At 35.9% G+C, this 22264-nt stretch carries 17 protein-coding genes; 12 read left to right on the forward strand and 5 right to left on the reverse strand.

Annotated features, from left to right (window positions below; genetic code table 11):
* Position 1 precedes the first annotated feature (1 nt).
* A complete protein-coding gene (locus H7A25_08890; protein MCP5500006.1) occupies positions 2-2881 on the reverse strand; it encodes a PAS domain S-box protein in 2880 nt (959 codons plus the stop codon).
* Between the two features lie 192 nt (positions 2882-3073).
* Between H7A25_08890 and H7A25_08895 the strand changes: the two genes are divergently transcribed.
* From H7A25_08895 to H7A25_08915, 5 genes are read left to right on the forward strand one after another with little or no spacing between them, the layout of a single operon-like run.
* The gene (locus H7A25_08895; GenBank protein ID MCP5500007.1) at positions 3074-4201 is read left to right on the forward strand and encodes a trypsin-like peptidase domain-containing protein; all 1128 of its coding nucleotides are present in this window, start codon (positions 3074-3076) and stop codon (positions 4199-4201) included.
* A gap of 5 nt (positions 4202-4206) precedes the next feature.
* A complete protein-coding gene (gene ruvB / locus H7A25_08900; GenBank protein ID MCP5500008.1) occupies positions 4207-5250 on the forward strand; it encodes a Holliday junction branch migration DNA helicase RuvB in 1044 nt (347 codons plus the stop codon).
* On the forward strand, positions 5225-6196 hold the full coding sequence (locus H7A25_08905; GenBank protein MCP5500009.1) for a TonB-dependent receptor: 972 nt from the start codon (positions 5225-5227) through the stop codon (positions 6194-6196). The genes ruvB and H7A25_08905 overlap by 26 nt, the downstream gene beginning before the upstream one ends.
* Positions 6196-7419, forward strand: coding sequence for an AAA family ATPase (locus H7A25_08910; protein MCP5500010.1), 1224 nt, complete (start codon positions 6196-6198; stop codon positions 7417-7419). The genes H7A25_08905 and H7A25_08910 overlap by 1 nt, the downstream gene beginning before the upstream one ends.
* Positions 7416-8114, forward strand: a complete 699-nt coding sequence (locus H7A25_08915) for a TIGR02646 family protein (protein MCP5500011.1) — start codon at positions 7416-7418, stop codon at positions 8112-8114. The genes H7A25_08910 and H7A25_08915 overlap by 4 nt, the downstream gene beginning before the upstream one ends.
* Here the strand turns inward: H7A25_08915 and H7A25_08920 are convergent.
* Positions 8071-9840 carry a 4-alpha-glucanotransferase gene (locus tag H7A25_08920; protein ID MCP5500012.1) on the reverse strand — a complete coding sequence of 590 codons (1770 nt, stop codon included), beginning with the start codon at positions 9838-9840 and terminating at the stop codon, positions 8071-8073. The genes H7A25_08915 and H7A25_08920 overlap by 44 nt on opposite strands.
* Before the next feature lie 108 nt (positions 9841-9948).
* Between H7A25_08920 and H7A25_08925 the strand changes: the two genes are divergently transcribed.
* Positions 9949-10509, forward strand: a complete 561-nt coding sequence (locus H7A25_08925; GenBank protein MCP5500013.1) for a hypothetical protein — start codon at positions 9949-9951, stop codon at positions 10507-10509.
* On the opposite strand, the gene H7A25_08930 is transcribed toward H7A25_08925, so the two are convergent.
* Together H7A25_08930 and H7A25_08935 are read right to left on the reverse strand one after the other, a co-directional pair.
* Entirely contained in the window at positions 10479-10712 is a 234-nt protein-coding gene (locus H7A25_08930; GenBank protein MCP5500014.1) for a hypothetical protein, read from the reverse strand. The two genes, H7A25_08925 and H7A25_08930, sit on opposite strands and share 31 nt — an antisense overlap.
* A gap of 13 nt (positions 10713-10725) precedes the next feature.
* Positions 10726-12747, reverse strand: coding sequence for a hypothetical protein (locus H7A25_08935; protein ID MCP5500015.1), 2022 nt, complete (start codon positions 12745-12747; stop codon positions 10726-10728).
* 198 nt (positions 12748-12945) lie between these two features.
* Between H7A25_08935 and H7A25_08940 the strand changes: the two genes are divergently transcribed.
* The 6 genes from H7A25_08940 to uvrC are packed head-to-tail and all read left to right on the forward strand — an operon-like array spanning position 12946 to position 21342.
* Positions 12946-14094, forward strand: coding sequence for a deoxyguanosinetriphosphate triphosphohydrolase (locus H7A25_08940; protein ID MCP5500016.1), 1149 nt, complete (start codon positions 12946-12948; stop codon positions 14092-14094).
* Complete coding sequence (locus tag H7A25_08945; protein MCP5500017.1) at positions 14088-14327, forward strand: hypothetical protein; 240 nt, start codon at positions 14088-14090, stop codon at positions 14325-14327. The genes H7A25_08940 and H7A25_08945 overlap by 7 nt, the downstream gene beginning before the upstream one ends.
* Positions 14324-15172 carry an aminotransferase class IV gene (locus tag H7A25_08950; protein MCP5500018.1) on the forward strand — a complete coding sequence of 283 codons (849 nt, stop codon included), beginning with the start codon at positions 14324-14326 and terminating at the stop codon, positions 15170-15172. The genes H7A25_08945 and H7A25_08950 overlap by 4 nt, the downstream gene beginning before the upstream one ends.
* A gap of 13 nt (positions 15173-15185) precedes the next feature.
* On the forward strand, positions 15186-16400 hold the full coding sequence (gene sbcD / locus H7A25_08955) for an exonuclease subunit SbcD (protein MCP5500019.1): 1215 nt from the start codon (positions 15186-15188) through the stop codon (positions 16398-16400).
* Positions 16397-19495: an SMC family ATPase gene (locus tag H7A25_08960; GenBank protein ID MCP5500020.1), complete on the forward strand. Its 3099-nt coding sequence runs from the start codon at positions 16397-16399 to the stop codon at positions 19493-19495. The genes sbcD and H7A25_08960 overlap by 4 nt, the downstream gene beginning before the upstream one ends.
* A complete protein-coding gene (gene uvrC, locus H7A25_08965) occupies positions 19492-21342 on the forward strand; it encodes an excinuclease ABC subunit UvrC (GenBank protein MCP5500021.1) in 1851 nt (616 codons plus the stop codon). Before H7A25_08960 ends, uvrC begins: the two co-directional genes overlap by 4 nt.
* Here uvrC and H7A25_08970 read toward each other — a convergent pair.
* On the reverse strand, positions 21332-22126 hold the full coding sequence (locus tag H7A25_08970; GenBank protein ID MCP5500022.1) for a hypothetical protein: 795 nt from the start codon (positions 22124-22126) through the stop codon (positions 21332-21334). The genes uvrC and H7A25_08970 overlap by 11 nt on opposite strands.
* Positions 22127-22264: the final 138 nt, after the last annotated feature.

Raw genomic sequence — 22264 nt, forward strand, 5'->3', positions numbered from 1 at the left:
CCTAGGATTCAAGGATACCTGTTTCTTCCTCCCTTTGTTCTGAATAAGTCAAAAAATTCATTAACGTACGATACAGGTTTTTTTGGTGAATGGGTTTGCGCAAGAACGCACTGAATCCGGACTTTTTAATATTTTCTTCTTCTTCGACCATGGCTGAGGCTGTCTGGGCTATTACCGGAATATGCATCCAGGATTCGTGTTGTTTTATTATTTCGGTACAGGCTTTTCCCCCCATGCCGGGCATACGCAAATCCATGAGGATTACTGAGGGTAGCTCAGGATTTTCTTGCAAAGTTTTAATCGCGTCTTCTCCGGAACTGGCTTCCAAAATAGTTAGTTGTGAGTAAGTTAAGAAATCTTTTATTAGCATACGGTTCATTTCCAGGTCATCCACAACCAGGATGGTGGTCGGAGTAAAATGAATGGATAAGGGTTCTAAATGATCTTCAGGGTTTTTTATATTTGTATTTTCCGTATACTTTACTGAAGAAATTAATATTTCAAATAAACTTCCTTTACCATGTACGCTAAAAAGTTTTATCTCACCTTTCATCAATTCGACTAACTTTTTAGTTATTGTTAAACCAAGTCCCGTTCCACCATATTTTTTTGTTTCACTTTCATCCGAACGTCTGAAGGCTTCAAATATGAGTTTCTGTTCTTTTTCTTCTATACCGATACCTGTATCTTTTACGGAAATGAGAATATCCAGATCCTGTTCACGGATGTTTTCTACCTCAATCATCAAAGTAACTTTTCCATGATCGCTAAATTTTACAGCATTGCCAACAAGGTTAATGAGAATTTGCTTGAGTCGCAACTCATCAAGGATGATATTGTTTGGTAGTCTTTCATCTATATCAATATGAAAAATTAATCCTTTTTGTTGGATTTTTAGAAGGAAAATGTTTTCTATTTCCTGGATTAATGCACGCAGATTAAATTCTTCGTAATACAACTCCATTTTTCCGGCTTCGATTTTGGAAAGATCCAGTATATCATCAATTAGTTCCAGAAGACTTTTGCTACTGGTTTTTACTATATTCAAATAGTATTTTTGTTTTTCTTCTTTGGATATACCTTCTAATAATTCCGTAAAGCCAAGGATTGCATTCATAGGTGTACGGATTTCATGGCTCATATTTGCCAGGAAAATACTTTTTGCCAGGTTTGCACTTTCAGCCTGTCTCTTTGCTTTTTTTAGTTTTTCTTCAAATTCCTTGCGGGTAGAAACATCTTCCATGATCCAGATATATCCCATTTCGGGATTTGTTATATTTACTGCTTTTCCGATTATACTGACCCAAATGTGACTTCCATCTTTTCTTGAAAGAGGAATTTCGATCTGGTAAGAATGGCCTTTATTTAATTCAGCATAGGCATCTATTCCAAAAATGTTATATTCGGCTACTGTTGGAAAGAGAATGCGGGTACTTTTTCCAATCATTTCTCCTTTCTCATAACCGAACATTCTCTCCAATTTGTGGTTAATCCATAAAAAATGCCTATCTTTTACATAGGTAATTCCAATTTCACTATTCTCTAATATAACATTGTGTTGCCAGAATAATTCGTCTCTTTGCTTTCTATTTCGTATTGAAATAAGACCGTAGCTCAAGTCATCGGCTAATCTCTCCAATAATTCTCTTTCATCAGCAGTTAAATCTTCTTTTTTGGGTGAATAAAGTTTTAAGATTCCTATAGATTCTTCTTTATCTTTAAGGGGGATAATAAGAGAAGAGTGGAAACCGCAGGCAATGGCTTTTTTTAACCATTGGCTACGTTCTTCTTCATTTAAGTCATTGGAATAAATACTGGTCCCTTCTTTCAGGACTTTACCGGCAAGACTGGAGTTTTGAAAGCTGGTTCCCCAGGAGGTATCCAGGTATTTTAGATATCCATTATCGTTTCCGGCGTGAGCAATAATTTTTATTTCTCGTTTTTTTTCCAACACAGGAATTCCGGCCCAGACGAATTTGAAATCTGTATAATTTACAATGGCTTCACAAATTTTTTCTAATATTTCTTTAGGATCATCTTTATGCAGTATAGCTTTTCTTGACTCTGTAAGTAGGGCTAAAGAACGAATGTTTGATTCAATTTCTTCTTCTAATTTTTTTCTTGATGTAATATCGATAGCTAATTTTAGAAAACTCAGACTTCCATCTTCATTTTGGACCGATTTGATCAGGGATTCTTCCCAGTACAGTGTACCATCTTTTTTTTGGTTTAAAAATTCCCCATGCCAGTCATTCCCGGCTGCTATAGCTTTCCACATCATTTGATAATAATCATGTGAATAATACCTGGAACGGATGATGCTATGGGTTTTGCCTATGGCTTCTTCGTAAGTATAACCTGTTACCTCGGTAAATTTGGTGTTTACGAATTCAATAATTCCTTTCTCGTTCGTAATAGAAACGATAGCCGGGCTTTCAATAACAGCTTTAGAAAGCCGCTGTAATTGTTTTTCCTTTTCTTTTTGAGAGCTAATATCATTAAAATCTAAATAGATCTGGTTTATTATGCAGGCTTTCTTGTCTTCATCCGAAAGAGGAAAAATTTTGATTTTAAGGTATATAGAATTTGAATTATCTATTATATATCGATATGTTAAATTAGTAATTTCTTTTGTTATGTTTGTTTCAAGGAATTTTAAAAAAGCATTTCTATCTTCTGGATGAATGTGGATTATGTAGTCTGAAAGTGTTTGCAGGGAAGATAGGTTATGTAAGCGTTTAAAACTCGGATTTGTATAGAGAATACGATCTTTTGAGAAAATGAGATAGGCTTCACTCGAAAATTCAAGAAAGTCATGAAAATCATCATTTGTTTCAGTTTGCATATTTTCGTTTTTCTTCTTCGTTTTAGGATCCTGCATTAATTTGTGGATTTGTATAGCAGTATGAAGTATGATAAATTATTTCTAAAAATTTGCAAGCTATTTCCTTAAAAACTGAACTGATTTACTGTAGGTTTTAAATTTTGGGAACAGTAAGTTTCATTTACCACTTGACAGAACTCCTGAAAGAAATAGCTTCAAGTATATATAATTGAGTAATAGGAAATATGAATGATTCTATTTTGGAAACGAAAATTATCTAAAACTCCGGTTTTCCTGCTTTTTTTATTATTATGCCTTTTAAATTTAAACCTCAGTGCTCAGAATCGGAACGTGTCGGATGCAAAAAATGCAGCGATTGAGTTAGAAAATGTATTTCAAAAAATATATGAAGATGTTTCACCCAGTGTTGTGTCTATAGCCACGGAAAGAATGGTAAAAGTGCAGACTCATCCCTTTATGAATGATCCATTTTTTGAACATTTTTTTGGTCAGGGTCGGGTTCATAAAGGCAGGCAATTACCCCACGAAGAAAAGCAAACCGGCCTCGGTTCAGGTATTATTTTGAGTTCAGATGGTTATATTTTAACAAATGAGCATGTTATTCATAAAATGGATAAACTGACTGTAAAGTTAAAAAATGGCAAGACCTATTCGGCAAAAGTTGCTGGTTCAGATACCGTAATGGATCTGGCTGTTTTAAAAATCGAAACTAAAAATTTACCACCTGTAAAGCTGGGAGATTCTTCTGCTGTAAAAGTGGGTAGCTGGGCGATAGCTATTGGGGCTCCTCTGGGTTTTGAGCAGTCTTTGACAGTGGGGATTATAAGTGCCGTAGCGAGGAGAGGTATTGATTCTTCCGGTTTAAGTTATATTCAATCTGACACAGCCATCAATAAGGGGAATAGCGGCGGGCCACTGTTAAATATCCACGGAGAAGTAATCGGGATAAACAGGATGATTGCCTCTCAGAGCGGAGGTTCGGTGGGTATTGGTTTTACAATTCCTATCAATGAGGCAAGGGAAGTTTTTACCGAATTAAAAAAGAATGGAAAAATTAAAAGGGCCTGGATTGGCATCGGGCTTGACTCTGTAAGCGATACCGAAGAAAAAGAATTGGGTCTACAGTCTAAAAAGGGAGCTATTGTGAGGCAGGTAATGCCGAACTCCCCGGCTGAAAAAAGCGGTATTAAAAATATGGATGTAATTGTAAAAGCGGGAGACAGAGAAATTGAATCTCCCCAGGAACTGGTACAGGAAGTGCGGAAAAGCAAGATAGGTAAACATTTGAAGTTGGAACTCATTCGTAAAAAACGGAAGATACGTCTTTTAATAAAACCGGAGGCCAGGCCGGATTGAGGGATATGAATTTGCAGGATAAGCGGATACTCGACCCGGATACGGAAAGTCCCGACGAAATCAGTCTCAGACCGGAGAAATTGTCCGATTTTATCGGTCAAAAAGAGAATCTTGAAAACCTGGCGGTTTTTATTGAAGCAGCCAGAAGGAGGGGAAGGCCTTTAGATCATGTCTTGATTAGCGGACCTCCCGGTCTCGGAAAGACTACTCTGGCTTCTATTATTGCCAATGAAATGGGTTCGGATGTAACCATTACTTCGGCCAAGGTGGTAAGCAGTCCCAAAGACCTGGCCCGTTTTTTAGCGAGACTGGAAGAAAAAGATATTTTATTTATTGATGAAATCCACAGTCTAAATCGTGGACTGGAAGAAATTCTTTATCCTGCTATGGAAGATTATAAGATTGATGTGGTGACAGGTGAGGGGCTTACGGCTCAGACTTTGCAGATTCCACTCAAACCTTTTACCCTTATCGGGGCAACAACCCGCAGCGGGATGATAAGTGAACCTTTGAAAAATCGATTTGGAATCCATCTTCGCCTGGACTATTATTCAGACGAGGACATGCAAACCATAGTGCTGCGTTCAGCGAAAATATTGGGAATTAAGATTGATAAAGATAGTGCAGCCGAAATTGGAAAGCGTAGTCGAAAAACTCCGAGGATCGCTAACCATCTCCTGAAACGTATTCGAGATTTTGCGGAAATTCTTTCTGTAAATGGAGACATTACTCTTCCTATTTGTAAATCCTCTTTAGAGAAGTTGGGCATCGATTATCTGGGTCTGGATAATCTCGATAGGGATATATTACGAAATATGATTGAACGTTATAATGGAGGTCCGGTGGGTTTGAAATCTATCGCGGTGATCGTGGGGGAGGAAGAAAAAACCATAGAAGAAAGTTATGAACCTTACCTCGTTCGCATAGGCTTGATTAACAGAACTCCATCCGGGCGAATTGTAAGTGATAAGGCCTATGAACACCTCGGTATAAAATTTTACGGGAAGAAAGAAAAAAAAGAAAATGATAGAACTCTTTTCGATAGATAAGGATTTTTCGGAAGACGAAAAACGGATTTTTTTTTCTGCCGCATTTTCTTTTCTCATTTTTTCTCTCGTTGCTGCTCATTTATATACAAAAAATTTGTTGTTTGATGTATTCCGGGATAAAAAAGCAAGTTCATTAGCAGTAAAAGATAAAGAAAATGAAAAATTATATCACGTATTATTAGAACAGATTGAAAGAGACAAAAAGAAAGACAAAGAAATCAAAGCCCTTTCAGATGAAGATTCAACCGGGAGTGGAGGGATTACAAAAGAGAAAGGATTTCATACACTAACTCCTTTTCGAGAGTTTATCTTTGGTGGAGAAACTATCTTCGGTCAAAAAAAAGAAACTCCGGAAGTGCAAAAGGAAGAGGAATCTTTTGTTGTCGAAATTGAAAAAGAATTCCAGGAAGATAAGGATGGAATTACCGCCGGAAAGAAAAAAAAAGAAAAGCAGAAAGAAGTAAAAGAAGCCAATCGGGGTAACGAAGGTAATAAAGAAAATACACCGGAAAAAACAGGACCTGTAACTAAAATCCCCACTAATTATCGTTTTAAGCAGGACTTTCGTTTTCGCTGGAATGGAGCCCGTATTACAAGAATTCCGACCAAGAAGTTAAATTCCTATAAGTATTTTAAAAATATGTTGAGAAAAATTGAAGATAAATTTGCTCCTCCGGGTGGAGGAAATTTTGCCTATAGAGATATGGCGGGAATTGTTGCCGGACAGGGAATCATTCCCGGTGAAGTAGGGGTTGTGTTTTTATTAGATGAAAACGGAAAAGTAATCGATGTAAAAAAGACAGGTTCACACAGCCAGAGTATTGTGGAAAACGCCTGTATTGATGCAATTCAGGGACAGGATTTTGGTCCGGTACCGGATGATATAAAAGAACAGGGTTTGATTTTTGGAATTAATTTTATATTCCCCGGAGTTATGCGATACTGATGAAAGTTCGTAGTATAATAATTAAGAATTACAAAATATTAGAAAATTTAGAACTCCATTTTACCGATTTAAATGGAAGAACTCTTGATACCATTGTCCTGGCCGGTGATAATGGCTGCGGAAAGACCACGGTTTTGAATTTAATAAACCGGGCCCTATCTCCCATTCCCTTTCCTGTTCCCTTCTGTAAAGAATTGCGAATGGTAATTTCTTTTACTGAAGATCAGAAAGAACTTATTATCTCCAGTCTTACAGGTCTGGAAGGAACCGAGCTTCTGGAGAAATCAGGAATTCGTGTTTCAGAATTTATTTCTCGTTTTGAGAATAGAAAAAATGTGGAATTGGTTTATTCTGAAATCCAGAAAGAAGGAAAAACCGAAGTAGAAAAGAATGACTTTAATCTTTTTGTATTACTGCAAAAAGCCTCTGCTTATTCCCATATGAACGGTCTTAAACTTCTATATACCAATAAGGAAGTTGACCATAAATTCAATTCTCTTTCCACTGAACCCGATTTAAAACATAATATCTACAGTTTCTACTCCAGTATTCTTACTGAATCAGAAAGTAAGGAATCCCGTATATTAAAAAAACTTAAAGAATTAGAAAGTAGTTTTGGAATACAATCCCATCCGGAAAAAATCGATGAAAATATGGTATTTAAAAATATGTATAAGGAGACGGTGGATATTGAAGATTTATCCTCCGGCGAAAAACAAATTTTATTTCGATTTTTTTATCTGCACAGTTCCGGAATTAAGGATAGTATTGTAATGGTCGATGAGCCGGAGAACTCCCTGCACCCGAAATGGCAACAGAAAATCGTGAATTTGTATCGGAGATTGGGTCCAAAAAACCAGGTGATATTCGCTACTCATTCTCCGCATATCATATCTTCCTTAAAACCTGTGAATCTGTTTTTGTTATTTCATAATAAACAGGAGAATCGTATCGAAGTTGTGAATATGGAAAAGGCTCGAAAGCAAACAAGGGGTTTGGAACCGAATCGAATTCTACAGGAAATTATGGGAACTCCTCTTCGAGATGTAGAAACCCAGGAACAAATTGATCTTCTTATGGAAAAAATTGAAAAGGGAGATCTGGAATCGGATGAGACTAGAGAACTTGTCGAAACCTTGAAGCAAAACCTGGGTTTAAAAGATCCATTTATTATGCGATTGGAGCACAGACTCCGAATGTTAAATTTTAAAAAGGAACGATGAGATATATACACAAAAGAAAACGTTGTCGGGCCTTTGATTCGTATGTGAAACGTAAGCGTACGAATAAATGGAGCCAGTTTAATTCCAGTATAAAATTCGAATTGCATCAGCATCTCTGGAAAGAGCAGAAAGGTTTATGTGTCTATTGTGAACAGGCTATTCCCGAAAAAAGACGTAAAGATGATACACTCCGACATCATCCTTCTCATATAGAACATATCAAACCCAAGAGTAAATATAAACATCTTGCTTTTTCTTATAGAAATCTGGCCCTGGCCTGCAATGGATTTAATTGTGCTTCGGAAGATGAAAAAGGAGAGTTCTGTGAATATGCCAAGAAAGATATGTTTAATTCGAATTTATTTTTAAACCCGGTTGAAGTTCGTGATATAGAAGATTATTTTACCTTTGATATTGATGGGAATATCAAACCAAATCGGAATCGCTCTGCAATAGAAATAGAGAAAGCACGTTACATGATTGAATTATTAGATTTACAAAATCCTAATCTAAAAAGTATGAGAGCTGAACAATATACGATTTTTATTGAAGAGGAATTAGCCGGAGTAAATGTCAGGGCCATATTGAAACCGGATAGATTTGTCCTACCCGGTTTCTACACTATGCTAAAACAATTTTTTGGAGAACCGTTTAAGACCGATACTTTGCCACCAGACGGGCAATCTTTTTTGTAAGTTTATTGTTTTCTAAAAGATTTTCCGCGTGAAAGGGATACCGATAGCCCCAATTTTTCTTCTCTGGTGTACCGGGAATATTAATTCGGTGAAGTTCCGGTTGAACCAGTATATCTAATTCGTCCTCATTTTCTTTATCGTATTGTAATCCTCTTTCGGAAATGAAATCGTGTAGTAAGTTAATTGAAAATTGACTATTTGTAGAAAGAGAAAAAGCAAGCATTTCTTCTAATAGTTCTTCGGCTTTTGGTTCTTCTTTTAGTTCGAGAAGTTTTAAAAAAGCCTTTCTATCAAAATCCTGTATTTCATGCCACCAGGCAAGAGCAATGGAGGTGTCGTGAACGGAAAGAGCAGATACTGCATTTTCTCTGTACTTTTCTGCCGGGATAAATTCTCCTGTTTCAAAGGATCTTGTCCAGCGTATAACATCCATCCCGATAATTTTTCTTTCGTGAATGCTATCCCTTACAAAACCGGGAACAGCGCCGAGGTCTTCCGCACAGGGAAGCATATTGGAATGAGAAAAAAGGAAATCCAGCACATCTTCACCGGAGGCTTTCCAGTAGGTCTCATCCTCCTTGATGTATTTATAAGATAGAGGATAAAATTTGGCTTTAATTTCTTCTGTTAAAGCCTGGTAACCTGGATACAAATGGAAATCCCAGTAGAAGATATATTTTCCTTTTTCGTATTCATAAATAAGGCCGGCTTCTTCAAATTCTTTTATGTCCAGCTCCACTTCTTCAAAATCTTCTTTACTTACCCCATGTTGCGGATAAAAGAAACCTTTCTTGCCAGGCAGACCCTCTCCGGAAATGGCCCAGATTCTATACATACCCAGAACATGATCGATGCGATAGATATGGTAAAAATTCTCTATATAGGAAAGTCTTTCTCTCCACCAGGAATAATTATCTTTTTTCATGACTTCCCAGTTGATAACCGGAAAGCCCCAGTTCTGTCCATCTGAGTTGAAATAATCCGGGGGAGCACCCGCGGCCAGATCCATAAAAAAGAGATGCCTTCTTGACCACACATCAGCAGAGTTGGGAGAAGTTAGAATGGGCATGTCTCCTTTTAAAAATATCCCGGCGGTTTCAAATTCTTTTTTAACCTTTTGCAACTGCTGGAAAGCGAGGAGCTGCACCCAGGCATAAAAATAAAAACGTTCTCTAAATCTTTCTTGAATGATAGATTCAACTCCTTTTTCGTAATTTGAAAATTCCGGCCAGAATTTCCAGTGGTAGGAGTTGTTTTCTTCATACAGGATTTTAAAAGCTACATAGGTATCCAACCAGGTCTGTTGTTTTCGAAACTCATCGATGTTTTTTTGCATCTCTTCGCCCCAATCTTTAGAAAAAGCTTTTTGTAAATAGCCGAGCTTTAGATCACGCACCCTGCGGATATTGATTTTACAGGATTTGATATATTTGGAACGGGAATAAATATTTATTCCTAACATATGAAGGGAAATATATGTCGGATCGATTGCAAATGCAGAAATGGAACTATAAGGACTCCGTCCCCAGCCCAGATCGTTTAATGGGAGAATCTGGATAATGCTCAGGCCTGTTTGTAAAGCCCAATCTTTCATAGTAAGGAGGGTATAAAAATCTCCACATTCAAAAGCATGTTTGGTACTGAGTGAAATTAAAGGAAAAGCACAGCCGGCTCTTTTTTTAGAAAGAATTTCTTCTCTGAGGGAATGAATGGTTGTTTCGCTCATTTATATGGAATATCCTGTTTAATTAGTAAGAATACAGTATACTGAAAAGGGGAAATCTTTCCTACAATTTTCCTGTACATAATCTGAAAAATTTTCGAAGAAAAACAAATGAAAGAATACTATACTCTGAGTTTTTTACTCTTATTGAATCGAAGTCTGGATGCTTTTGTTACCTACAGACTTACTCCTGACCTAAATTATGAGGCAAATCCTCTCGTCAGCCTTTTTCAGCAGGGCTGGATAATGCTCGGTTTTGTGAATGTTCTGGTGGTTATTTTAATTTTGTACCTTGGAAAGTTTTATTATGTCGGAAAAAAAGATTTTTCTCCTCAGGCCAGGGGCTACACTTTTACCCAGTTTATTTCCCACTATTTTTATTATGAAAAAGGTTCTTTTTATAAGGTTTTTATTTATGTGCCTTATAACCGAAAGGCTCTTCTGTATATTTCAGCTTATATCCTTCCTCGAACTTTCGTTGTCTGGGGTTTTATGCCGGTATTTCATAACCTATCCCTGGACTTATTTCCCTCCTACGTTTACTATAATGAGCAATTTTTTCTATGGATTTGGGTTTATGTTTCGCTCCTAATTTTCGCTTATTTTTATTTCTGGGTATTTTTTAAAAAGGAATATATGTCTTATTCGAGAATATCAACTTTCGCTACATAAAAAAAGCGTCCGTAGAGGAGCATATTGCAGAGAACATAAGATAGAAACGAAATTCCGAGTATATGTAGAAAAATACTGAACTGAGGAACTTCTCTCAGGAAGGGAAAAAATTTCAGGGTAAAAGCTTCATGAAAATAATAGAATAGGTGGTTTAGAAATACCAGGTAAAAGAGAAAGAAAAACAGATATAAAATTTTTTTCATAGCTGCTAAACTTCTATTCTCCTTCTCCGGCCTGTTTTTTAATTTTCTCTATCTCATCCATTTTCTTAATTCTTCTATCGAGTCGGATATAGGGGTCTGTCCCTGCTGTTTTTTTACGTACCTGCCTTTCGGGGTTTACATCCATTTGATTTTTCAGCTTGTTTACTTTCGCCAGCTTTAATCTTTCTTCATCGGTAGAGAATTCTTTATTTAAGACTTCCGAGTGTTTATCAAAAATTCTCATTAATCGAACTTTTTTTCCGGGCCAGTCTCCTGTTGTCGGATAGAGAACCAGTTCGATTTTACCATGTTTCTTGGAGTTCATTTCAATAATACGGTAAGAAGATTTCTTCAAATACTCACGAAATTGGTTTTCATCCATATCCGGAAAGTATTTATTCATCATTTTTAGATCGGGAATGGTATCTTCCTGAAAATAGATACGGTCGAGAATTTCGGAGATTGAATGACTCATTTTCTCATGGATAATTCCATTTACTTTTTCTAACTTTTCATTTTCTTGTTTTCCCAGTTGTTCTTTATATCTCCTCTCGTTCTCTTTTTGAAGAATTTCTTGATAAATCCGGATCCGCTCTTTTGCTTTCTTGAAAAAATGATCCTGAAAAAAACTGAAGGATACTAAAAAGAAAAGAAATTTATAATACCAGGGCATAAACTGGATATAGACCTGTTTGAGAAGCCTCCCGTAATTTAATAGGAAAATTCGATCCTGAAAGAGCGGTTTTAGTTCGTGTTCATTTTCTTCAATCAAGTTTTTTAGAGCCAGAGATTTCCAGAGTTGATCGATGGGGAGCCTTTGCATTTCATTAATTAAAAGTTTAAAAACTTTCGGATTTTTACTGATAAAAACATGAACGGTAGAGGTTGGGCTTTGCCATTTACTGTAGTAAAGTTCATTGTCATTTACAAGGGCAGCCCAGACTTCTTTGGGAAAATTTGCAATATCTTCCTGTTTTATAAAGGTAATCAGGCTATCTGAACAGGAAGAAGGAGCCTGTAAGGGACGTTTAAACTCATTTATCCTTTTAGTACATTCCTCTTTCCAGGTGGTCTGATAAAGTTTTTCCGCACTGGTTTCCAGGTTGATAATGGTTTCGATGGAAAGAGAGCCCGGATAGTCTATTTCACTATTACCTCCGCGGTAAACCCTGGCTTCTTTGGCTTTTTTGGCGGTGAAAGAGGCTGTTTTTACGGAAAATTTTTCTACATTATAGGTAAGTTCTTCTAAGACAATCTTATCGACTTTTTGTTTAAAACCGGGATCTGTTTTTAAACTCGGTAGAATCCGGGTTTCGAGAATATTCGAGGCGGCTTCAAAATGTTCAAGAGTTTCTGACTCTTTTAGCATCAGGATATATTTCGGACTTAAGGGAATTGCAATTTTGCGTTTTATAAGACGACTTCTCACCTCCTGGGCGACATAATCCATCATTTCATCAGAGGCCTGTAGCTCGTAATTTTTTGTCCGAATTTCTTTATCAATATCAATCAGACTTCCTATCTGTTCCGAGTAATCTTCACCTCCATGAAGTTGTTTTTCGAGGATTTTTTTAAACCCTTCGATTTTAATGCTATCCCTGAGCTCTATCCAGGTTTCGAAGGCTGAGACGGAGGCATCGATCATTTCCTCGAATACTGAAATTAAGGAATCCGGTTTTTCGGAAGGAGGATGGGTGATAAAATGAGACTTACAACGGATTTTTCTCTGGTAAGGGTCATATTCAAAGGCGACTACATGGGAAATTAAACGAACGGTAAGAAGCTGATTTAGAATTTCTAAAACTTCGTTTCTTTTCAGCTTATTCTTATCGAGCTGCATTTCTTTCAAAGAGACCAGGTTACCTGAAGAGGCATTCTGATTGGTAGAGCTTTTTTTTATGTGATTATAAAGTACCTGGTGGTATTTACCTGTAGGTACCAGACCCATAACGACCGCTTCTTTCTCTTTGTATACGTTAAGAAAGGGATAACTCGGGTTGTGGGAAAACGATTTGCCTGTAGCGGTTTTCTTCATAATGAGTTTAAAACTTTAATTGCATCCTAACAGACCTAAATTGAGTTTCAATAATTTTTAGACTTTTTTCTAAAAAAAAAGAAACATTATTCGCTAATTTAATTTCAATCGAATTCGCAGTGGATTCCTCTAAAAAAATGGAAAAAAAGCTTGGCTTTGCATTTTAAACAAAAAATGCTTCTTTCGTATAATAAAGCAATGATAAAACGTATCGAAGAGCTGTTAAAAGAAGAGGATAGTAAGCTTTTTTCTTACGCGGTTAAAAATTCTGAGCACACGGAAAGAGAATACCCGGAGACTTTGCATCCTTTTCGCCTTCCCTTGCAAAGAGACCGGGATCGATTATTTCATTCTCAGGCCTTTAAGCGTCTGGAGTATAAAACCCAGGTGTTTATTAATTCGGAAGGAGATCACTTTCGCACAAGACTGACACATACCCTCGAAGTGGCCGGAGTTTCCCGGACAGTGGCTACTGCTCTCGGTTTGAATTCTCTCTTAGCTGAAGTTATTGCTCTTTGTCATGATATCGGACATTCTCCTTTCGGACATGCCGGTCAGGATAAGCTTTCTGAACTAATGGAAGAAAAAGGTGGTTTTGAGCATAATAAGCAGTCTTTGCGGGTCCTGAGAGAACTGGAAAATCGATATATCGAGCACCCCGGTTTAAACCTCTGTCTGATTACCCTGATGGGAATTATGAAACATGGTGGCGATTATAGACCTTCCCAAATCGGAGAACTTCGTAAAGCTTATGGGGCTTCTTTAGAAGCAAGAGTGGCAGATGTATCCGATGAAATTACCTATAACTGTCATGATATAGAAGATGGTTTGGAGAAGGGCTACATCAGTGTTAAAGATTTATCTGTAGTATCTATCTGGCAAGAGTATTACGAAAATAGTATATTCTTATATAGAAATGCAGATGCTAAATTACTACGGCGACATGTGATTCGAAGACTCATGAATGAGATGATTCTTGACCTGGTTCAACATACCGCTTCTGAAATCGAAAGATTGAACTTAAAACATTTTTCAGAGCTTTCTGAAGGTAAATTTCGAAATGAAAGGATTATTGCTTATTCGGAAGATATGTATAAAAAAACCAGGGAGTTAAAGAAATTCCTGCATGAAAACTTATATCATCATCCCAAAGTAGAAGAGAATTCAAACCGAGGAAAAGAAATCATTGAAAAACTATTTCAGTATTTTCTTAAAAACTTACAAAAGGTTCCGGAGTCCTATTTAAATCGAATTCAAGAGGATGGTGAATATCGGGTGGTCTGTGATTATATTGCCGGGATGACAGACAGGTATGCGGAACAAAAATACAAGGAGATATATTGTTGATTAAATTAAATGAATTTGAATTAAAAATAAAAGATAAACTTTCCCTTACAGATAAGGATTGTCTAAAAATGAATCGGGCTTTAGAAGATATTTCGCAAATAAATGGAATGGGCAAAATTGATATATTAGAATTTATGGAATTTGGAGCTAAAGAAGAGTTAGAGGATCTCGAAGAAAATTATGATTGGAATCGATTTCAAAGGAAAATTCTTTATAAATTATCAGCCAAATGAAAGTTGACTTAAATGCTAGCTTAATAGATTCCGAAGAAGCCTTTCTGTCGGTCATGGATTCCGGCTTTCTTTATGGATATGCTATATATGAAACATTTTATGTTCTTCATGGGAAGGTTGCATTTTTCGAAGAGCATATTTCCCGATTTTTACAGGCCTGCGATTTTTTAAAAATAAATCTTAAGGAAGGGTTTTCGCAGTTGTTAAAAGATCGAATGAAACGACTTATACATGAAAACCAGTTTCAAAAAGGGAGACTTCGCTTCACTTTTTCGAGCGGTACCACTTTACCCTGGACAGAAGTTGTAAAACCTACTGAGCTTTTATCCCTTCATCCTCTTTTAAATGAAGCGAATCAAATTCGGCTCTGTATCTCAAAATATAAAAAACCGACAAAGACAGTACTGCCTCCTTTTGTAAAATATACAGCAAATTATCCTTCTGTACTGAGTTTTCGGGAAGCAAAAGAGAGAGGTTATGACGAAGCCTTATTAGTGAATTCAGATGAGTTTTTATCGGAAGGTTCTTTTTGTAATCTTTTTTTTATCTCAAAGGAAGGAGTCTTAAAAACACCCTCTCTGGACTGTGCTATCCTCGATGGAGTAACTCGAAAAATGATTATCCAGGCAGCAAAAACTCTGGGTATACAAATAGAAGAAGGTAAATATCGTATGGATGAATTGTTGGATGCTAAATTTATCTATATTAGTAGCTCTACCAGAGGCCTTATGCCGGCAGTTTGTCTTGAAGAAAAGCAATATGATTATGAAGAAGCCTATATTGCAGTAGAGACTTTACAAAAAAGTTTTTTAGAACTACAGGAAACTTCCCTAACTTATTTTTAAAAGAGATAAAAACTTGAAAATCCTCCATACATCAGACTGGCATATTGGTAAAAATTTGGAATCTTACAGTCGCCTTGAAGAGCAGGAAGAGTTTCTAAAGGAAATCTGTGAACTTTGTGAGAAAGAAAATGTAGATGCAATTCTTTTGGCCGGGGATATTTTTGATACTTTTAATCCTTCCTCTAAGGCTCTTGAATTGTTCTATAAGTATTCTAAGAAATTGAGTCGGGAAGGAGGCTGCCCCCTTATTGCCATAGCCGGTAATCATGATTCTCCGGAACGAATTGAAGCCCCTGAACCTTTAGCAAGAGAATGTGGGATAATTCTTTTAGGATATCCTGATAGTTCCATAGAACCTTTTGTACTGGAAAGTGGTTTAAGCCTTAAACGATCATCAGCCGGTTTTTTAGAATTAAAATTACCTGAGTATAAGTATCCTTTACGTATTTTTTCTACCCCTTATGCGAACGAGGAAAGGTTACGTAAATTCCTCGGAGTATCAAATAAGGAAGATGAACTGAGGAAGTTCATGGAACAGAAGTGGAAAGAAAATGTAGATGCACATGCAGATGAAGAAGGGGTAAACATTCTCATGGCTCACCTTTTTCTTGTAAAGAAAGGAAAAGTTTTAGAAGAAACAGAAAGTGAAAAGCCTATTATCAGCGTGGGAGGGGCTCATAATCTGTATACAAAAAATCTACCTTCATCGAAGATTCAATATGTGGCTTTAGGTCATTTACATAAATATCAAAATGTCATAACAAAACCTTATCCGGTAGTATATTCCGGAAGTCCTCTGGCCTATAGTTTGAGTGAAGCCGGGCAGAAAAAATATGTTGTGATAGTAGAGCTTGAACCGGCAAAAAAAGCAAAACTTCAAAAAAGGGCGATTCATTCCGGTCATGAGATTCGAAGAGAAACATTTCAATCTGTGGATGAAGCTGTTTTATTCTTACAAAGACATCCGGAGGTTTATGTAGAATTAAAAATTATCTCTGAAACCTATTTAAGCGGAGAAAGTTTGCAGAGATTATATGGTTCTCACCAAAAAATTGTAGCGATTATTCCGGAATTGTTGCAGGAAGAAAAAGAAGTTATAGAAGAGGTGAATATTCAAAAAGATATAAAGGAACTATTTAAAGATTATTATAAGTTTAAAAAGGGAAATTCACCTTCAGATGAATTGCTGGTTTTGTTTAATGAAATTTTAGCAGGTAAAGAAGAATGATTCCTGTATTTTTAAGGTTTAAGGGACTATATTCTTATGAAAAAGAGGCAAAAGTTTCTTTTTCGAAGTTAAGCGAAAATTCACTTTTTGGAATATTCGGAGATGTAGGAAGTGGAAAATCCAGTATTTTAGAAGCAATGACCCTGGCACTTTTTGGAGAAATCGAACGTTTAAATAAGGCAGATAATCGCAATTTTAATCTGATGAATTTAAACTCGAAAGAACTCGAAATTGATTTCCAATTTATAGCCGGAGATGAGGGTAAACTTTACAGAGCTTATGTTTACACAAAACGTTCTAAAAAAGATCCCGCTCGAGTAAACTCTTTAAAAACATCTTATTATATTAGTGAAAAGGTAAATCCTTCCGAGAAAGATTGGCGACCCTTAGAAGGTTCCATTAAAGATGTTTTAAAGATTTCATATCAAAATTTTAGAAGAACGGTTATTATTCCTCAGGGAAAATTTCAAGAATTTTTACAACTCGGTAGCGCTGACAGAACCGAAATGCTACGAGATCTATTTGGATTACAGCGATTTGACCTTTTGGATAATTTATCTCTTATCCTGGGAAAAAATAAAGAGGAAAAAGTTCGAATTGAAGGGCAACTAGATTCCCTGCAAGAGAACAGTTCTAAGGATCCGAAGCTTTTAGAAAAAGAAATAATAGAAACAGAAGAAAGTATACAGCATTCGGAAGGAGTATATAAGAAAAAAGAGATAGAATATCAGAACTTGAAAATTCTTAAAGAACAGAAAGAGAAGTTAGAACTTTTACAGGAGGACTTGCAGAAGCTTCTTTTTCAGGCCGAGGAAATGGAAGAACGCGAGAATGCTTTAAAGCAATATGTGGAATGTGAAAAGAAATTTAAGCCTTATCTGGATAATTTATTTGAAAAAGAGAATTCCCAGAAGAAGCTTTCTTCGGAAATCGGAAATCTACAAAAAGAAATAGAGCTTGAACAAAGTAAACATACTGAGGTAGAAGAAAAATATCAGAAATTACGAGACAAATATAGTCATAAGCAAGAATATTTTCTGAAAATCCAGGAAATCGATATCTATATTAGTATTCGAGAGAAACAAAAGGAAATCCAGAAGAGAGAAAGTATACTTTCTAATTTAGATTTATCTTATAAAACAATAGAAGAAAAACTTATTAAAGAAGAGGAACGTAAAAAAAATCTTATAGAGCTGATAAACAAGAAAAAAGAAAGCCTTACTGATTTAGACGTTTTATATACAGCAAAAGATTGGTTTTTACAGAATGTGCAGTTAGAAATGAGTTCCCAGAATGAAGAGGGAGCTTTGAAGAACTTTAAATCTAAGAAAGACAGGTTGGAGCAAAAGTTTCAAGAGGTTTTATATTCTATAGGTAAACCTGATATATTAGAAAAAGCAATAGCTTTGAATACTCTACAGGAATATATAACGAAAGAAGAGAATTTATTAAAAAATAAATTACAAGCTTGTGAAACTGAAATAGCAGAATTGGAACTTCAAAAAGAGTTAAAAAACCTGGTTCATACACTCGAAGATGGAAAAGCCTGCCCGGTTTGTGGTTCTTTAGATCATCCTTCCCCTATTAACCTTGAAAAAAAGGAGATAGAAGAAAAACTTGAAATATTAAAAGAAGAGCAATTCAGTATAAAAGAAAAACAAGATTTACTTAAGAGTGCAGAAACTAAGGCTTTATCGTTTTGGGAAGAAAAGAGAGAATTGGAGAAGGAAATAAAAGCAAAGGAAGGGGAGTATAAGCTAAGTTCTAAAAAATTAGAAGAACATAAAAAACTTTTTCAATGGGAAATATTTAAGGATTTCGGTAAGGATCAGTTTGATAGAAGCATTCAGAAAGAGAGAAATCTTAGAAATGAAATTGAAGCAGAAGAAAAGCAGTTAGAAACTTTGATAGAAAGCCTGGAAGAAGATCGAAAAGAAATTAGAGATAAAAAAGAAGAGGTTATACTTCTGAAAGCAGAATTGCGTAGCATTTATTCTAACATAAATGAGTTGGAGAAGACATTTCAATATTTGAAGCTGGATAGAGTGGCTGAAAAAACTATTGAAGATTTAGTTTATAAAAAAAGACAATTAGAAGATGAAAAAGATAATTTGGAGAAAGATTACCAGGCTACGACTGAAGCTTTGCATTCTATTAACTCTTCCTTGCTGCGTAAAGAAGGTATCTTTCAACAAAAAGAGTCTCAAAGGCTGGAACAGGCGGAGTTAATCAACGAGTCATATAAAACTTTGCAGATAGAGTTAGAAAAATCAAGTTATATAATTACGAGGGTAAAAGAGATACTGTCTTCGATAATCTCTATTGAGTCAGAAGAAGAAAAGCTAAAGAAGTATAAAGAAAGTAAATCTAAATTAGAACATAGAATACAGGAAATCACGAATGAATATGATTTCTCTTCTTATTCCGGAGAACTATATTTGCTAAAAGAGACAAAACTTATAGAACTAAAAGAAAGTTTGAATCAACTGCGGACTGAACTGGGTAGAATGAAACAGGAAGAACGTAATCTAAAAGAAAACCTATCTAAAATAGAAGAGTTAACTTTATTGAAGAAGAAGTTGGAAGTAAGAGAAATCGATCTTTTAGAATTAAGAAGCCTATTTATTGGAAAAGGTTTTGTGAATTATGTTTCCGGTCTGTATTTGCGAAATATATGTGAAATTGCAAATACACGCTTTTACCGTCTAAGCGGACAATGTTTAAAATTAGAACTGAATGAAAATAATGAATTTTTAGTTCGTGATTTTTTAAATGGAGGAAAACTCAGGAGTGTAAAAACTCTTTCCGGCGGACAGTTTTTCCAGGCATCTCTGTGTCTGGCACTGGCACTCTCTGAGCATTTAAGAAGTTTATATGGAGACAGTGGTAGATTCTTTTTTATTGACGAAGGATTTGGTTCTCTGGATAAGCAATCTTTATCTGTAGTATTTGAAACGCTACGTTCTCTTTGGAAAGAAGGCAAAATTGTAGGGATTATCTCACATGTGGAAGAAATGCAAAATGATATTCATACCTTTATTCGAGTTGTAAAAAAAGAAAAGGAAGGATCTGTAATTTATAATAGCTGGGAATGATAAATTTAGAAGCCGAACATATAAGACTTATTCGAGAAAAGTTAAAAAACTTATCTCATAGTCCGGGTTGTTATCTCTGGAAAAATAAGGAGAATGAAGTTATCTATGTTGGAAAAGCTCTAAAACTTTCTGAACGGGTTCGTTCCTATTTGAACCCCAGGCAAAGTGATGCAAAAACCAAGGCCCTGCAGGAGGAAATATACGATCTGGATTGGGTTATTACCAATAACGAGGAAGAGGCCCTCATCTTAGAAGCAACCCTTATTAAAAAATATAGTCCCAGGTTTAATGTCAGACTAAAAGATGATAAGCGTTATCCCTATATTTGTATATCTATAGATGAAATGTTTCCGCGAGTTTATACAGTCAGGAAAGTTAAGCATGACGGAAAAAGATACTTTGGTCCTTTTAGTGATGGAAAAGCCAGTCGGGATGTTTTGAAGTTGATTCAAAAAACCTTCCCTCTTAGAAAAACAAACATTAAACTGCCTCAGGAAAAAGTCTTACGTCCTTGCTTGAACTTTCATATAAAACGTTGTCTCGGTCCCTGTCAAAAAAATATTAGTCAAGAAGAATATTCTAAGGTAGTTGAACAGGTTGTCCATTTTTTAGAAGGAAAAAAAGATGTATTAGAAAAAGAGTTGGAAGTTCAAATGATGCTTTACTCAGAGAAAATGGAGTTTGAAAAGGCAGCTCTAATTCGGGATAGTTTAGATAATATCCGAAGAATTCGTCAAAAACAAACTGTGATAAATCCGGGTGGAGGAAATGAAGATATTGTTGCCTATGCCAGAAAAGATGATGAAGGGCAGATTGTTATATTTGAAATACGAAGTGGCATTTTTGAGGATAAGAAAACCTTTGCTTTAAACGGTTTGAACCATGCCAGTGCAAGAGAGATTTTGGTTTCCTTTTTGGAGCAGTACTATTTACAGGCTCAGACTTATCCGGAAAGAATCATTCTTCCGATACTTATCAAGAATGATGTAGAACCTTTATTAAATTATTTAGGGAAGTTATTGGGGAAAAAGCCAAGGCTTTTATTTCCGACTGCCGGTGATAAAAAAAGCCTCTTAAAACTGGCTGAGAAAAATGCTGAGATGAATCTTACAGAAAGAATCCTGGCCACGAAATTAAAAGACCAATCGAAAGCTTTGAAAGAATTACAGGAAAACCTTAAACTCTTCAAAGTTCCTTCCATTATCGAATGCTATGATATCAGTCATTTTCAGGGAGCGGAACCGGTAGGAAGCGGAGTTATGTTTGTAGATGGAAAACCCTACAAACCCGGTTACAGGCATTATAAAATCAAAGCTTATACGGAAATTAACGATCCTGGCATGATACATGAAGTGATTGCGAGGCGCTTACAAAAACTTTTAAATGAAGAAGAAAGTCTTCCTGATTTAATTGTAATTGATGGAGGTTTAACACAGCTAAATCGGGCCTGTGAAGCTGCGATTGCTCTCGGTCTGGATAATTTGCCGATGATCGGTCTTGCGAAAAAGCGAGAAGAAATATATATTCCCGGTATAAAAGAACCGTATTCTTTTGATATAAACTCAGCATCGATGCGGTTGTTACGTCAGTTAAGAGATGAAGCACACCGTTTCGGAGTTACTTATCATAGAAAACGAAGGGATAAATCTACTATGAGTTCTATGATTGAGACTTTGCCTGATATAGGAGAAAAAAGGAGAAAAGCCTTATTAAAGTTTTTTGCCGGGAAAGAGGGATTGGAGAATGCAAGTCTTGAGGATTTAAAAAAAGTTCCGGGAATAGGGGATAAACTCGCTGAGAAAATTTACGAGTTTATCCTGAATAAAAAAGGAGAACCTAATCTTTGATATGCTTATGGTCTTTTAGATGAGTCAGGCAGTATTCATGATCGGAACAATCTACACAGTATCGAAATTCCATTAATGGATCGTCTTTTTCCGTTTTTCCGCATACGGTACAGCGGTGTATGCTCGGGCTAATGTAAGGTCTCGCATTTTTTTGCCTGTGATATATTAGTTGTACATCTTTCCAGATGTCATAGCCATAAAAAATTAAAACATTCGATAAACCTAAAAGGACACCCAGTAGTGGATAAGCACTATGATAGGCATACATAGTCATAGTCGTATTTAAAAGAAGAAGAGCGAGACTTAAAATTCCTAACCATTTTAGCTTTACAGGTATTAGAAAAAAGAGATAGATTTCAATTTGTGGAAAACGGTAAGCTACAGCTAAAAAAACAGAAAGATAAATGTAGTTAGAAGTAATACCCAGAGGAACAAATAAAGAAGCAAAGGCACCCAGAATACAGCTTAAAAAGCCAATGATAATAAACAAATTGTAATTGCCTGCACCCAGATCTCCTTCGATAATATTTCCTAAGAAAGCGTAGATATAAAGATAGAAGAAAAGCCCGAGCCAGGGATTGCCCAAAAAACTGGACTCTATTCTAAATGGATAGACGAAGAGGTGCTGCCATTGACCTGTTTGAAGAATGGATGAGTTAAGAAGGCCGAGATCAGGCCTGTATATATAGCAATAGCCGCTGATAAAGGCTGTTACAATTACAATGTATATCGTGAGGTTTTCTATATGGTTTCGATAAAAGAATTGTTTAAGTTTTGAGAACATACGGGATTATTATTTTTATCGCATAGATATTGTCGATACTTTTATTCTTCTACATATCCTTGAGTTTGAAAGAGTTTTTTTAAAACCTGAATATGATACAATTTTTTTGCTGACAGTACTCTTCCTTAAAACCTATTG

This window comes from Leptospiraceae bacterium (assembly GCA_024233835.1).
Lineage (GTDB): Bacteria > Spirochaetota > Leptospiria > Leptospirales > Leptospiraceae > JACKPC01.